Genomic DNA, 12,430 nt, shown 5'->3' on the forward strand with positions numbered 1-12,430 from the left:
TTCCTGAACTCAGTGATGCGCAATAACCTCATCAATCAGACCATAGGCCTTTGCTTCCTCTGCCGTCATGTAGTTGTCGCGCTCCGTGTCGCGCTCAAGCTCCTCAAGCGTTCTGCCGGTATTGGCTGCAAGTATTTCATTCAGCTTCTTTCTCGTCTTCAGGATCTGCTCCGCTGCAATGCGGATCTCCGTCTCCTGTCCGCGCGCACCGCCGGAGGGCTGATGAATCATGATCTCCGCATTCGGAAGCGCATAGCGCTTGCCTTTCGTACCGCCGGAGAGCAGAAAGGCGCCCATGCTCGCCGCCATGCCGATGCAGATCGTGGAGACATCGCACTTCACATACTGCATGGTGTCATAGATTGCCATCCCGGCCGTAACACTGCCGCCGGGACTGTTAATATAGAGGTTGATGTCCTTGGTCGGATCCTCCGACTCAAGAAACAAGAGCTGCGCGACCACAAGACCCGCGCTGACATCACTGACCTCCTCATCAAGAAATATAATTCTGTCCTTTAATAGCCGTGAGAAAATATCGTAGCTGCGCTCACCGCGGCTGCTCTCCTCCACGACATAAGGTACTAAAGCCATATTTTGCTCCTTTCTGTCCGCAAAGCCGTGAAGCCCAGGGCCTCACGGCTTACGCTGAAAGTTTCAGTCAGTTTCAGGAGAGCTTTGCCTCGGAGACAAGGAAGTCCACGGCCTCCTGAATCTTGAGATCCATGGCCATTTCCTCCTTCTGAGACTCTCCGATATACTCCTTCATCTTCTCGACATCAATCTTATAGTTATCTGCCATCTTTTTGATCTCTGCCTCGATGCTCTCCTCAGAGACCTGGATATTCTCCTGCTTTACAATTTCCTCAAGCACAAGGCGCGTCTTCAGATTGCGCTCCGCCTGCGGCTTGAACTGCTCCTTCAGAGTCTCGATGGTCATACCGGTGTACTGCATGTACTGATCTAACGGAAGTCCCTGTGCCTGCATTCTGCGCGCGTAGTCGTCGATCATCTGCTCAACCTGCATCTCGATCATCGGAGCCGGAATGTCGAGTGTCGCATTCTCCACAACCTTGCCGATCACATTGTTCTCATTCTGCGTCGCAGCGCTCTTCGCCTTTGCCTCAGCGAGCTTCTTCTTCAGATCCTCCTTGTACGCATCCAGAGTCTCAAATTCGGAGATCTCTCCCACAAACTCATCGTTCAGCTCCGGAAGCTCCTTTCTCTGAATCTCAAGCAGGTCGCACTTGAAGACTGCCGCCTTACCCGCAAGATCCTTTGCATGATATTCTTCAGGGAAGGTGACATTTACATCAAAGCTGTCTCCGATGCTGTGCCCGACAACCTGCTCCTCAAATCCGGCGATAAAGCTGCCGGAGCCGAGCACCAGCGGATAGTTCTCGCCCTTGCCGCCCTCAAAGGGAACGCCGTCAACGCTTCCCTCAAAGTTGATCTTGACGTGGTCGCCGTCCTCTGCCGCGCGGTCATCCACGGAGACAAGGCGGGCATTCTTGTCCTGCTCCTTCGCGAGTGCGTCGTTCACATCATCCTCGCTCACTTCCATATCCGCCTTCTCAACCTCGATGCCCTTGTACTCACCGAGCGTCACACCCGGCTTCGTCGCAACCGTAGCGGTGTAGACCAAATCCTTCTCACCGACCTCCATCACATTGATCTCTGGTCTGGATACGATCTCCAGCTCACTCTGCCTGGATGCCTCGGGATAGCTCTGGTTGATGCAGTCATTGACCGCGCCCTCATAGAAGACGCCCTTTCCGTAGAACTGCTCGATCATGGCCTGCGGGGCGTGACCCTTGCGGAAGCCCGGAAGCTGATACTTGCCCTTCTCACGCTTGTAATTCTCCGTCACAGCCTTCTTAAAGTCGGCCTGCGGCACCGTGACGGTGATCACCGCCATGTTTTTTTCCTGTTTTTCAACCTTAAATTCCATCGAGATATCCTCCTGCATATATACTTGCTTTTTTGTCGAAATCAGATATGCCTCAGGCAAAAAAGGGCATACCTCTTCCGTAAAGAGACACATTCAGTTTGGTATTATAGCATGGTCAAAGTGAAGCTTCAAGTAAAAAGCTCTTTATGTTATGATGATATCCAGGGTCAAAAGCCCATCCCCGGGCGGGCTTGCCCGCCTGCGGGGATAAGGCTTTATGACCCGCACCGCATGGAGCACGAAGTGACGCGGAGCGGCACGGGAGTGCGGAATGCGGCAGGAGCGTGAGAGCACGCAGTGCGAAGCGCTCCGGATATCATCAATAAACTGCTGCTTAAGGGCGGAAACGCCCGCACAAAGCACGAAGGGCTGCTCAAGGGCGGAAATGCCCGCGCAAAGCACGAAGGCTGCTCAAGGGCGGAAACGCCCGCACAAAGCACGAAGGGCTGCTCAAGGGCGGAAACGCCCGTGCAAAGCACGAAGTGACGCAGAGCGGCACGGGAGTGCGATTAAAGTTAAAATTTATTCTGAAAAGGCGGTAATTGTCTGTGGAAATCGAGAGAAAATTTCTTCCGTCGCAGCTCCCGGAAGGGCTCAGCACCCTGCGCTCCATCCCCATGGTGCAGGGCTATCTCTGCACAGAGCCCGTGATACGCGTGCGAAGGGAGGGACCGCGCTGCATACTCACTTATAAGGGGAAAGGGCTGCTCGCACGGGAGGAGTACAACCTCCCGCTGACCGAGAAGGCCTTTCTGCACCTGCTCCCGAAATGTGACGGAAGACTCATACAGAAGACACGCTATCTTCTGCCCCTTAAGGGCACAGCACTCACGGCGGAAATAGATCTTTTTGAGGGAGATCTCGCGGGACTTATCATACTGGAAGTGGAGTTTTCCAGCATGGAAGCTGCTGAGTGCTTCGTCCCACCCGCATGGTTCGGCAGGGAGGTGACGCAGGATCCCGCGTATCACAATGCAAATTTAAGCCGCGGCGTCGATCCGCGCAGCGCCGGATAATACGAAGAGAGCTCCGCTGCGCGCCCCCTCCGTCCCCGCACCTTCTCTGTTGCTGCTCTCCGATCTGAACACCAGTTGCCATGGAGGTTCTATGTCAAAGAATACCATACGCCTTATGCTCTTCCTCTTTGCAGCAGCGCTGCTCCTGCTGCTGGGGCGCAGCCTTCTGTTCCACGGCCCCGGGAAAAAAGTCCTGATCTCTCAGGACGGAGTACTCATTCATTCCTATTCATTAAATGAGACACGCACAGAGATCATTCCCGCAGCGAACGGCGGGCGCAACACACTCCATATCGAGAACGGCGAGGTGTGGGTCACTGACGCCAGCTGCCCCGACCGGCTCTGCGAGCACATGGGGCATATCTCCCTCCCCGGCGAGATCATCGCCTGTCTGCCGAACCGGCTGATTGTTCAGATCTCTGAAGAATAAGGAGGAAATAAGCTGATCCTGACATGACATAAAGCATATTGAGGCCGCTTTGACACATAAAAGATCCGGCAGGATCCTCTAAAATTGAGGATCCTGCCGGATCTTTTTTATCCAGATATCAACTTGTTCAGACCCTGAGTATGGATTGTTCAAGGTCTCAGCTATGCATCCGGCTCAGTTTATGACGCTTGCCGGGCACTTCTTTGCACAGAGACTGCAGTTTCTGCACTTATCATAATCGATCTGAGCGACATTGCCGTTCATATGAATGGCGTCAAAATGGCATTCCTTTACGCAGAGCGTACAGCCGATGCAGCCGGCGGAACATACGTCGCGCACCGCCTTGCCCTTATCCTGAGACATGCAGCGCACATGGAACTTTGACTTGTAATTCGTCATCTCGATGAGATGCTTCGGGCAGGCCTTCACGCACTTGCCGCAGGCCACACACTTCTCCTTGTCGACAACTGCCACGCCGTTGACAACATGGATCGCATCAAATTCGCAGGCCTTCACGCAGGAGCCTCCACCGAGGCAGCCATACTCACAGGCCATATCTCCCGCACCTGGAATCACGGACATCTGGTTGCAATCCGTCGGGCCGACATTGTTGTAGCGCTTCTTTGCACTATCGCAGGTTCCGGAGCAGCGAACCACAGCAACCTTCCGCTCTGTCTCGCCCGCCTCGACACCCATGATCGAAGCGATCTTCTCTGCGCAGGTCTTTCCTCCGACCGGACACTGCGTCACTGCCGCCTCACCGATCGCGATCGCATGTGCGCAGCCATCACAGCCCGGATATCCGCAGGCACCGCAGTTATTTCCTGGAAGCGCTGCCCTGACAGCAAGCTCCTTCTCATCGACCTCTACCTTAAACTTCTCACTCGCCACACCGAGACCCAGGCCGCAGATCAGACCCACGATGCCGACAATGGCAAAGGAGACAATTACGATTGTAAAATTCATTCCCCTCTCCTCCTTCTCAGGTAATCATGCCGGAGAATCCGGTGAATGCGATTGCCATGAGACCGGAGCTGATCAGCACAATCGGCAGTCCCTGGAAATACTTCGGTATATCATTTTCCTCACAGCGCTCGCGGATACCCGCCAGAATAACGATGGCGATGGCATAACCGACAGCTGTTCCGATGCCCCACGCGAGTCCCTCGATAAAATTGTACTCCTTCTGGACATTATCCAGCGCCACGCCGAGCACAGCGCAGTTCGTCGTAATCAGCGGAAGGAAGATACCGAGAGAGGCATGCATGGAGGGCATGCTCTTCTTCATGAACATCTCAATAAACTGCACCAGAGATGCAATCAGAAGTATGAATACAATGGTCTGCAGGTAGTCTATACCCAGTGGTCTCAGCACACAGGCGTACACGACAGAAGCCAGTATCGTCGCCAGGAAGATGGTGAAGATAACCGCTCCACCCATACCGACAGAGGTCTCTTTCTTCTTGGATACACCGACGAAGGAGCAGAGTCCGAGGAAGCGGGACAGGACGACGTTGTTCACCAGCGCACCGCTGACCAGAAGCAACAGAACCTTAGTCATGATTATTCCTCCTCCTTCTTCTCATCCGGAGCAGCCGCCTTCGCCGCTTCAACAGGAGCAGCCTGTGCAGCCACAGTCGCCTTCACGGTCTCAGCAGGCGCCGCCTGTGCGGGAGCTGCTGCCTTCGGAGCTGCCACCGCGGGCTTTGCAGCCGCAGGCTTCGGCGCCGGCTTCACAACCTTGGTCTTTACCTCCTCAAGAGAGGGAGCAGAGCTCTTCACACCGCGCTTCGGATCCTGATAGTACTGCATCGCCGCGACGAGGAAGGCCATAACAAGGAAAGCTCCCGGAGGCAGAACAAAGATCGAGATGTGATACGCCTCAGGAATCAGCGGAATTCCAAAGATGGAGCCAGCTCCGATAATCTCGCGGAAGCCGCCGAGCAGCAGCAGTGCGATTGTAAATCCGAGCCCCATACCGATTCCGTCAAAGAGCGCAGGAATTGGCTTTGCTCCGAGCGCATAGGCCTCGGCACGTCCCAGAATAATACAGTTTACAACGATCAGCGGAATATAGATGCCAAGGGCATCATAGATGCTCGGCGCAAAGCCCTGGATCAGCAGCTGAACGATGGTGACAAGCGAAGCAACAACCACGATCTCGGCGGGGAGACGCACTCTTCCGGGAATCAGCTTGCTGATCGCAGAAATCAAAAGGTTTGAGAACATCAGCACTGCCATAGAGGACAGTCCCATGCCGATCGCATTGGTCGCATTGGTTGTGACCGCGAAGGTCGGGCAGAGGCCCAGCGCCATAATGAAGACGGGGTTCTCAGTAATGATGCCGTTTTTCAGGCGTTCCATACATTCATTCATTCTATTCCCCTCCTTCCTCAGTCCATGCCGTTGGCGGCAAAGAACAGCGCCGCGTTGACTGCATTTGTCACCGCGCGGGAGGTGATGGTCGCGCCGGAGATCGCATCGATCTCGCTGTCATCCTTCGCTCCTGTCTTGGTGACACTGAACTTTTCAACCTGCTTGTTCTCGAATTGTCTGTACCAGTCTGTATCTCGCGCATTCATTCCCAGTCCGGCGGACTCAGAGATGGAGAGGAAGGCGATACCATTCAGCGTGCCATCCTCCTGAATACCCGCAGAGATGCTGATCGCCCCACCAAAGCCTTCTTTAGAGGTGGCATTGATGATGTGACCGATCACTTCACCGGAAGCATCCTTTGCATCAACAACCTTATCCACCGTGACATTGCCGAAGCCCTGCGCTGCAACCTCCTCCGCGGCAGCTGCAATCAGAGCATCACTGTCGGCATTGTCCGCAAAATCCGCGGCATCCGGGTAAACCTGCTTATAGGCGCGCACCGTCGCAGCCTGCTGTGCCGCGCGAATCGGTTCGAGCGTCACGGAGTAGACGATGCCGAGGAGCAGTCCTGCGATCAGGGTGATGAGCATCAGACGAATCGCATCCTGAACAAAAGTAGTTTCTTTTTTTGCACTCATTACTTTTTTGCCCCCCTTCTTCCAAATGCCTTCGGAATCGTGGCGCTCTCAATCAGCGGAGAGAGCATATTTCCGATAATAATGGAATAAGAGACACCCTCGGCGCCGGTTCCGAAGATACGGAACAGACCGGTCAGAAGTCCGATCAGCAGCGCATAGATTATCTGTCCCTTTCGGGTCAGCGGTGTGGAGACATAGTCTGTCGCCATGAAGAAGGCGCCAAAGATCAGTCCGCCGCCGAGCACCTGTGCCAGAACGTAGTCCGCGCTCTGATGACCAAAGATGAAGACAAAGACTGCCACGGTTGCAATATAAATCACCGGAATGTGCCAGCTGATGACCTTCTTCCAGAGGAGGTAGATACCACCGATCAACAGTGCAACTGCGGAGACTTCACCGATGGTTCCCGGCACACGGCCGATAAAGAGCTGCATGAGATCAACTCCCTGCATCGGATCACTGCCTGCCTTCACCGCGCTCTTCATAATTGCGAGAGGCGTCGCTCCGGTCGTGGCGTCAAAGCCGAGACCCGCAGAGCTGAAATTGTTCATGTACTTTGCACAGGAAATCAGCAGAAAACATCTTCCGGCGAGCGCCGGGTTCATCCAGTTCTGACCCAATCCGCCAAAGAGCTGCTTTACAAGGATGATCGCAAAAACTGCACCGAGTGCCGGAATCCAGAGCGGGATCTCCGGAGGCATGTTCAGCGCAAGGATCAGTCCTGTGACGACAGCGGAACAGTCGCAGATTGTGACCTGCTTGTGCATGCCCTTCTGCCAGAGATACTCAGAGAGCACCGCGGCGAGAACCGTGACAATGATGACCAGCAGCGCACTGATTCCAAACTGCACCACACCGAACGCAGCGGTGGGCAGCATGGCAATACAGACATCCAGCATGATGCCGCGCGTGCTGTCCTTGTCTCTGACGTGCGGGGAGGAGGAAACATTCAGCATATTCATTTCTTCTCTTCCTCCTTTCCTGCCTTCTCAGCAGCGGCCTTCTCGGCCTTTGCCTTCTCTTCCGCGGCTTTGGCTCTGCGGATCGCGCCGACCTGGCGCTTCATGTACTTGAACGCCTGCGTGAGCGGACGTCTGGCCGGACAGATGTAGGAACAGCTTCCGCATTCAATACACTCCATCCCGTTCAGGGCCTCATAGCCCTCGGCATTGTCCCGCATACACTCCTTCATCATAAGAACAGGAACGAGGAATTCCGGACATACCGTGCCGCAGCGACCGCAGCGTATGCAGGCCGTCTCCGGATACTTTGCGACCTCATCCTTACAGAAGCAGGTGAGGGAGGAGCTGTTCTTCGTCACCGGGGCATCCGTTGTGAACATCGCCTGCCCCATCATCGGTCCGCCGGACAGTATCTTCTGCGGCTCCTGTCTGAAGCCTCCCGCCGCAGCGATGATATCATTATAGTTCATGCCCGTGCGCGCCTTGAAGTTCTGTGGCTCTGCGATGGCATCACCCGTGACAGTCAGCACACGCTCCACAATGGGAGTCTGCTTACAGACCGCATCATAGATTGCCATGACGGTATTGACATTGTCCACCACACAGCCTGCGTCTGCGGGAAGCATGGAGGAATTGATCTCCCTGCCGGTCACCGCATAGATCAGCGAGCGCTCACCACCCTGCGGGTACTTGGTCAGAAGCTCACAGACCTCAATGCGCGGCTCATCCTTCACAAGCTCCCTCATGCGGGCGATCGCCTTCGGCTTGTTATTCTCAATGCCGATGACGCCCTTTGCGTTGTCAAAGAGCTGAAGCATGACCTTCAGTCCGCCGACCAGCCGCTCCGGCTCCTCCAGCATCATGCGATAGTCGCAGGTGAGGTACGGCTCGCACTCCGCGCCGTTCACAATGACGTAATCAATCGCATTCTCATCCTTCGGCGTCAGCTTGACATTGGTGGGGAATCCGGCTCCGCCGAGACCGACAATTCCGGCCTCACGAACGATATCGCGAATCTCCTTTTTTGAGAGCCCCTCAGCGCTTCTCTCCTCGCCGAAGCCCTCCACAGCGCGATACTCTCCATCATTCTCCACAATGATGGACATCGCCTTGCTGCCATTCACCAGGGTTCTCGCTTCGATCTTCTTCACCTTGCCGGATACGGAGCATATCACGACTGCAGAGATGAAGCCCCCCGCCTCGGCGATCTTCTGTCCGACCAGCACCTCATCGCCCACCTGAACCAGCGGCTTCGCGGGAGCGCCGATGTGCTGCGAGAGTGGATAAACCATCTCGCCGGATGTCGGTTTCAGCACGGTGACGGGCTTGTCCATCGAGAGCTCTTTTCCCTCAAATGGATGGACGCCGCCTATAAATGTTGCCAATCCCATCAGACTACCCTCTTTCTTTCATATTTCTGATACTATTAACGTTAAGAGTATAACATACTGACATCAAAATATACAAAAAAAAACCACAGAAGCGTGGTTTTTTTTTAATACATAGCTGGTAAATCAACTCTCCTGGCAGCTTGTCATTTCGAACCGGCGACGAGTCTTCCGCCACTCACAGCTGTGCGAGCGCGATGGCCGCAAACATAATGACACAGCCCAAAATTTTACGCGGTGAGAGTGTCTGCCCCATCACAAGCCACCCCACCAACACTGCAAAGACTGCCTCAAGACTCATAATCAGCGTCGCCGCAGAAGGATTCTGAAGCTTTTGCTGCCCCACCCCCTGCAGGGTGTAGCCGACGGCACCGCTCAGAACTCCTGCATAGAGGATCGGAATCAGAGCCGCCCGCAGAGAAGCGATATCTGCCGTCTCAAAGAGCAGGGCAAAGACGAGGGAAAGAAACCCAACCGTCAAAAACTCAAGACAGGAAAGGAAGACCGCATCCGTCCGCTGCACATAGTAATCCAGAGCCAGTATTTGAAAGGGAAAAAGCAGCGCACAGAGCAGGCAGTAGGCATCTCCCTTTGACAGTCCGAGGCGCCCCTCAATACAGAGCAGATACATTCCGACCATGGCGATCACAGCCGCAACTCCTACCTTACGCGCCGGACGCCTTCCGAGCGCGATGCTGTAAATCGGCACAACTATGATATAGAGCGCCGTGAGAAAGCCGGCCTTCCCCGCCGTCGTATATTTGACACCAATCTGCTGAACTGCTGCCGCAAAGAATAAAAACACACCGCAGATCAGACCGCCAATCATACCTTCTCTTCGAAGAGCTGCGCGCCTTCCTCTTCCGCTGCTTCTCAATTCATCCCAGCCCATGTGCCGCCGCAGCCAGATCACAGGAATCAAGACAAAGCCGCTCAGAAAGAAACGGGCAGCGCAGAAGCTCATCGGGCCGATATGATCCATCGCCACGGACTGTGCCACAAAGGCGAGCCCCCAGATGAAAGCTGTGAGAAGCAGGATCAGGACTCCCTGATTTTTCTGTGCTGGACTCTGACGCATTCGCTTACATCCTTTCCGGTACTTCCATGCCAAGCATTGTGAGGCAGCTCTCCAGAACGGCCTCTGTGCTCTGAATCAGCGCAAGATAAGCGCGCTTCTTCTCCTCATTCTCCTCCGCAAGAATACGCACCTCGTGATAGAAGGAATTGAAGCTGTTCGCCACTGTGTACAGATACTGGCAGATGCGGTGCGGCGCCAGCTCCTTCCATGCCCCCTCAACCGTTTCTGCATAGCGTGCGAGCTCCAGAAAGAGTGCTTTTTCTACCGGACTCTCCGCAGCCCTCAGGTCTGAAGGCCTCACTGCTGTGCCGCCCGCCGCGAGATATTTCTTTAAAATCGACTTGATGCGCACCGCCGTATATAAAATGTAAGGTCCGGTGTTGCCCTCAAAGGAGGCAAAGCGCTCAATATCGAATACATAATCCTTCGCAGCCTGATTTGAGAGATCTCCGTACTTCAATGCTGCGAGCGCCACAATGCGGGAGGTCTCCCTCGCCTCCTCCTCCGGAATATCCGGATTTTCAGCAATTCTCTGATAGACTGCCTCGCGTATCTCCTTTATCAGGGTCTCAAGACGCATCACGCCGCCGTCCCTCGTCTTAAAGGGCTTTCCGTCCTTACCGTTCATGGTTCCGAAGCCGATATATTTCAGCTCATGCTCCGGCGGGATGATGCCGGCTCTTCGCGCCACGCGGAAGAACTGCGTGTAGTGCAGCTCCTGACGCTTGTCCGCAATATAGATATAGAGATCCGGCCCGTAGCTCTGCTCTCTGTCGATCAGCGTCGCGAGATCGCTGGTCGCATAGAGCGCCGCACCGTCTGACTTTCGGACTATACAGGGAGGAAGTTCCTTCGAGTCATCCGGCTCGGCGATGTCGACCACCAGAGCGCCCTCGGACATACGGGCCACACCGCTCTCCTCCAGCTCCTTCAACAGTCCCGGAATAAAGGGCTGTGCGTCCGACTCTCCCTTCCACAGCTCAAAGGAGACATTCAGCGCGCTGTAGTTTTTTTCAAGATCTCTCACGGAGACAGAGAGAATGTGCTTCCAGAGCGCGCGGTAAGCGGGCGCGCCGCTCTGCAGCATGAGAGTCGCCTCGTGTGCCTTCTCAGCAAAGGCGGCATCCTCCTTTGCGCGCTTCGAGGCAGTCGGATAGATCTCCTCCAGATCGCCTATGGTAAAGGGCGGCTCAGAGGGATAAGTCCCCTGAAATGCCGGATCAAAGTACGGGAGCTCCGGTTTCCTGAGCCTCAGCTCCTCAATGATGAGTCCCATCTGGAGCCCCCAGTCGCCGAGGTGCACATCGCCGATCATGCGGTTCCCGAAAAAGGCGCCCATACGTTTCAGCGCCTCTCCGATGATGGCAGAGCGAAGATGTCCGACATGCAGCGGCTTTGCGACATTTGCTCCGCCGTAATCCACCATGATGGTGCGCTCTGAGTCCATTCTCGCCCCGCACTTCGGATCCTCTGCCATGAGCTGAACGCTCCTGCACAGGAGCTCCGGTCTCAGCTTCAGGTTGATAAAGCCCGGCATCACAGCGCTGACCTCTGAGAAGAGTCCGCTCTTCTCAAGCTCCGCCGCGACCTGCGTTGCAACATCGATCGGTTTCTTCCCTGCCCGCTTCGCAACCGCCATGGCGCTGTTGCACTGATACTCGCAGAGATCCGGGCGGTTTGATACCTGTACCTTGGCATAATCATTCTCAAATCCGCAGTCAGAAAATGCATTCTGAACTGCAGCATTCATCTGTTCAAGTATTGTCTCCATCTCACTACTCTCCTTCTCATCTGCTCTCACCTGAGACAGAACCGAAATCTCTCCTCCCGGGGCTCCGGAAACAGGATGCTTCTCCCGGATTGATACAGCTCACGCCCGGGACAAATAAGAGGCAGTCCCATAAACAGGGGCTGCCCCGGCAATTTCAGTCGGACAATTACGCTCTTCCGAGATACTCTCCTGTGCGTGTGTCGATCTTCACCTTGTCTCCGATTCCGATAAAGAGCGGAACAGAGATCTGCGCACCGGTCTCGACCGTAGCAGGCTTCTGCGCACCGGTCGCGGTATTTCCTGCAAAGCCCGGCTCCGTATCCGTGATCTCCAGCTCAACAAAAAGCGGCGGCTCAACGGAAAAGACATTGCCGTTGTAGGAGACAACCTTGACCATATCATTCTCCTTGACGAACTTCAGCGTGTCGCCGATGAGATCCTTGTTCAGGGAAATCTGGTCGTAGGTCTCGGTGTTCATGAAGTTGAACATATCTCCGTCTGCATACAGGTACTGCATCTCGACGCGATCGATTCTTGCAGTCGGGAACTTCTCTGTCGGACGGAAGGTGCGCTCCGTCACAGCACCGGACATGACGTTTCTGATCTTTGTGCGGACAAAGGCAGCGCCCTTTCCCGGCTTTACGTGCTGAAACTCAACAATCTGATACACCGCACCCTCAATCTCCAGTGTGATGCCGTTTCTGAAATCACCTGCTGAAACCATAAGATAACTCCTCCTTGTTTTACATAATCAGGCACAGAAACACCATCATTTCTCTGCTTGAAGTTATTCTTTGTATTTTTGCCATTTTTTCACAGCTAT

13 protein-coding genes are annotated in these 12,430 nt (G+C 54.7%); 2 read left to right on the top strand and 11 right to left on the bottom strand.

Features of this window, described 5'->3' with window-relative positions; genetic code table 11:
- Positions 1 to 9: 9 nt before the first annotated feature.
- Both clpP and tig read right to left on the bottom strand, forming a co-directional pair.
- Positions 10 to 591: an ATP-dependent Clp endopeptidase proteolytic subunit ClpP gene (gene clpP, locus J2S20_RS03025; RefSeq protein ID WP_106611657.1), complete on the bottom strand. Its 582-nt coding sequence runs from the start codon at positions 589 to 591 to the stop codon at positions 10 to 12.
- A gap of 73 nt (positions 592 to 664) precedes the next feature.
- Positions 665 to 1,948, bottom strand: coding sequence for a trigger factor (gene tig / locus J2S20_RS03030; protein WP_106611755.1), 1,284 nt, complete (start codon positions 1,946 to 1,948; stop codon positions 665 to 667).
- Positions 1,949 to 2,496: 548 nt separating this feature from the next.
- Here tig and J2S20_RS03035 point away from each other — a divergent pair.
- Both J2S20_RS03035 and J2S20_RS03040 read left to right on the top strand, forming a co-directional pair.
- Positions 2,497 to 2,964: a CYTH domain-containing protein gene (locus J2S20_RS03035; RefSeq protein WP_106611655.1), complete on the top strand. Its 468-nt coding sequence runs from the start codon at positions 2,497 to 2,499 to the stop codon at positions 2,962 to 2,964.
- A 91-nt stretch (positions 2,965 to 3,055) separates the two neighbouring features.
- Positions 3,056 to 3,394 carry a NusG domain II-containing protein gene (locus J2S20_RS03040; RefSeq protein WP_106611654.1) on the top strand — a complete coding sequence of 113 codons (339 nt, stop codon included), beginning with the start codon at positions 3,056 to 3,058 and terminating at the stop codon, positions 3,392 to 3,394.
- A gap of 174 nt (positions 3,395 to 3,568) precedes the next feature.
- On the opposite strand, the gene J2S20_RS03045 is transcribed toward J2S20_RS03040, so the two are convergent.
- The 9 genes from J2S20_RS03045 to efp all read right to left on the bottom strand — a co-directional run bounded on the left by J2S20_RS03045 (position 3,569) and on the right by efp (position 12,331).
- On the bottom strand, positions 3,569 to 4,360 hold the full coding sequence (locus J2S20_RS03045; protein ID WP_106611653.1) for an RnfABCDGE type electron transport complex subunit B: 792 nt from the start codon (positions 4,358 to 4,360) through the stop codon (positions 3,569 to 3,571).
- 16 nt (positions 4,361 to 4,376) lie between these two features.
- On the bottom strand, positions 4,377 to 4,955 hold the full coding sequence (locus J2S20_RS03050; RefSeq protein ID WP_106611652.1) for an electron transport complex protein RnfA: 579 nt from the start codon (positions 4,953 to 4,955) through the stop codon (positions 4,377 to 4,379).
- A 2-nt stretch (positions 4,956 to 4,957) separates the two neighbouring features.
- Complete coding sequence (gene rsxE, locus J2S20_RS03055; RefSeq protein WP_106611651.1) at positions 4,958 to 5,770, bottom strand: electron transport complex subunit RsxE; 813 nt, start codon at positions 5,768 to 5,770, stop codon at positions 4,958 to 4,960.
- Positions 5,771 to 5,787: 17 nt separating this feature from the next.
- A complete protein-coding gene (locus J2S20_RS03060) occupies positions 5,788 to 6,408 on the bottom strand; it encodes an RnfABCDGE type electron transport complex subunit G (protein ID WP_106611650.1) in 621 nt (206 codons plus the stop codon).
- Positions 6,408 to 7,370, bottom strand: coding sequence for an RnfABCDGE type electron transport complex subunit D (locus tag J2S20_RS03065; RefSeq protein ID WP_106611649.1), 963 nt, complete (start codon positions 7,368 to 7,370; stop codon positions 6,408 to 6,410). Before J2S20_RS03065 ends, J2S20_RS03060 begins: the two co-directional genes overlap by 1 nt.
- Positions 7,367 to 8,761, bottom strand: coding sequence for an electron transport complex subunit RsxC (rsxC, locus tag J2S20_RS03070; protein ID WP_106611648.1), 1,395 nt, complete (start codon positions 8,759 to 8,761; stop codon positions 7,367 to 7,369). Before rsxC ends, J2S20_RS03065 begins: the two co-directional genes overlap by 4 nt.
- 175 nt (positions 8,762 to 8,936) lie before the next feature.
- Complete coding sequence (locus J2S20_RS03075; protein ID WP_106611647.1) at positions 8,937 to 9,836, bottom strand: DMT family transporter; 900 nt, start codon at positions 9,834 to 9,836, stop codon at positions 8,937 to 8,939.
- Positions 9,837 to 9,840: 4 nt separating this feature from the next.
- Entirely contained in the window at positions 9,841 to 11,607 is a 1,767-nt protein-coding gene (argS, locus tag J2S20_RS03080; protein ID WP_106611646.1) for an arginine--tRNA ligase, read from the bottom strand.
- 166 nt (positions 11,608 to 11,773) lie between these two features.
- The gene (efp, locus tag J2S20_RS03085) at positions 11,774 to 12,331 is read right to left on the bottom strand and encodes an elongation factor P (RefSeq protein ID WP_106611645.1); all 558 of its coding nucleotides are present in this window, start codon (positions 12,329 to 12,331) and stop codon (positions 11,774 to 11,776) included.
- Positions 12,332 to 12,430 lie beyond the last annotated feature (99 nt).

Origin of the sequence: Moryella indoligenes (assembly GCF_030812885.1) — a bacterium.
GTDB classification, from domain to species: Bacteria; Bacillota; Clostridia; order Lachnospirales; family Lachnospiraceae; genus Moryella; species Moryella indoligenes.

Coding starts and splice junctions, on each gene's coding strand:
- clpP (WP_106611657.1), bottom strand. CDS start 591: ATGGCTTTAGTACCTTATGTCGTGGAGGAGAGCAGCCGCGGTGAGCGC.
- tig (WP_106611755.1), bottom strand. CDS start 1,948: ATGGAATTTAAGGTTGAAAAACAGGAAAAAAACATGGCGGTGATCACC.
- J2S20_RS03040 (WP_106611654.1), top strand. CDS start 3,056: ATGTCAAAGAATACCATACGCCTTATGCTCTTCCTCTTTGCAGCAGCG.
- J2S20_RS03045 (WP_106611653.1), bottom strand. CDS start 4,360: ATGAATTTTACAATCGTAATTGTCTCCTTTGCCATTGTCGGCATCGTG.
- J2S20_RS03050 (WP_106611652.1), bottom strand. CDS start 4,955: ATGACTAAGGTTCTGTTGCTTCTGGTCAGCGGTGCGCTGGTGAACAAC.
- rsxE (WP_106611651.1), bottom strand. CDS start 5,770: ATGAATGAATGTATGGAACGCCTGAAAAACGGCATCATTACTGAGAAC.
- J2S20_RS03060 (WP_106611650.1), bottom strand. CDS start 6,408: ATGAGTGCAAAAAAAGAAACTACTTTTGTTCAGGATGCGATTCGTCTG.
- J2S20_RS03065 (WP_106611649.1), bottom strand. CDS start 7,370: ATGAATATGCTGAATGTTTCCTCCTCCCCGCACGTCAGAGACAAGGAC.
- rsxC (WP_106611648.1), bottom strand. CDS start 8,761: ATGGGATTGGCAACATTTATAGGCGGCGTCCATCCATTTGAGGGAAAA.
- J2S20_RS03075 (WP_106611647.1), bottom strand. CDS start 9,836: ATGCGTCAGAGTCCAGCACAGAAAAATCAGGGAGTCCTGATCCTGCTT.
- argS (WP_106611646.1), bottom strand. CDS start 11,607: ATGGAGACAATACTTGAACAGATGAATGCTGCAGTTCAGAATGCATTT.
- efp (WP_106611645.1), bottom strand. CDS start 12,331: ATGGTTTCAGCAGGTGATTTCAGAAACGGCATCACACTGGAGATTGAG.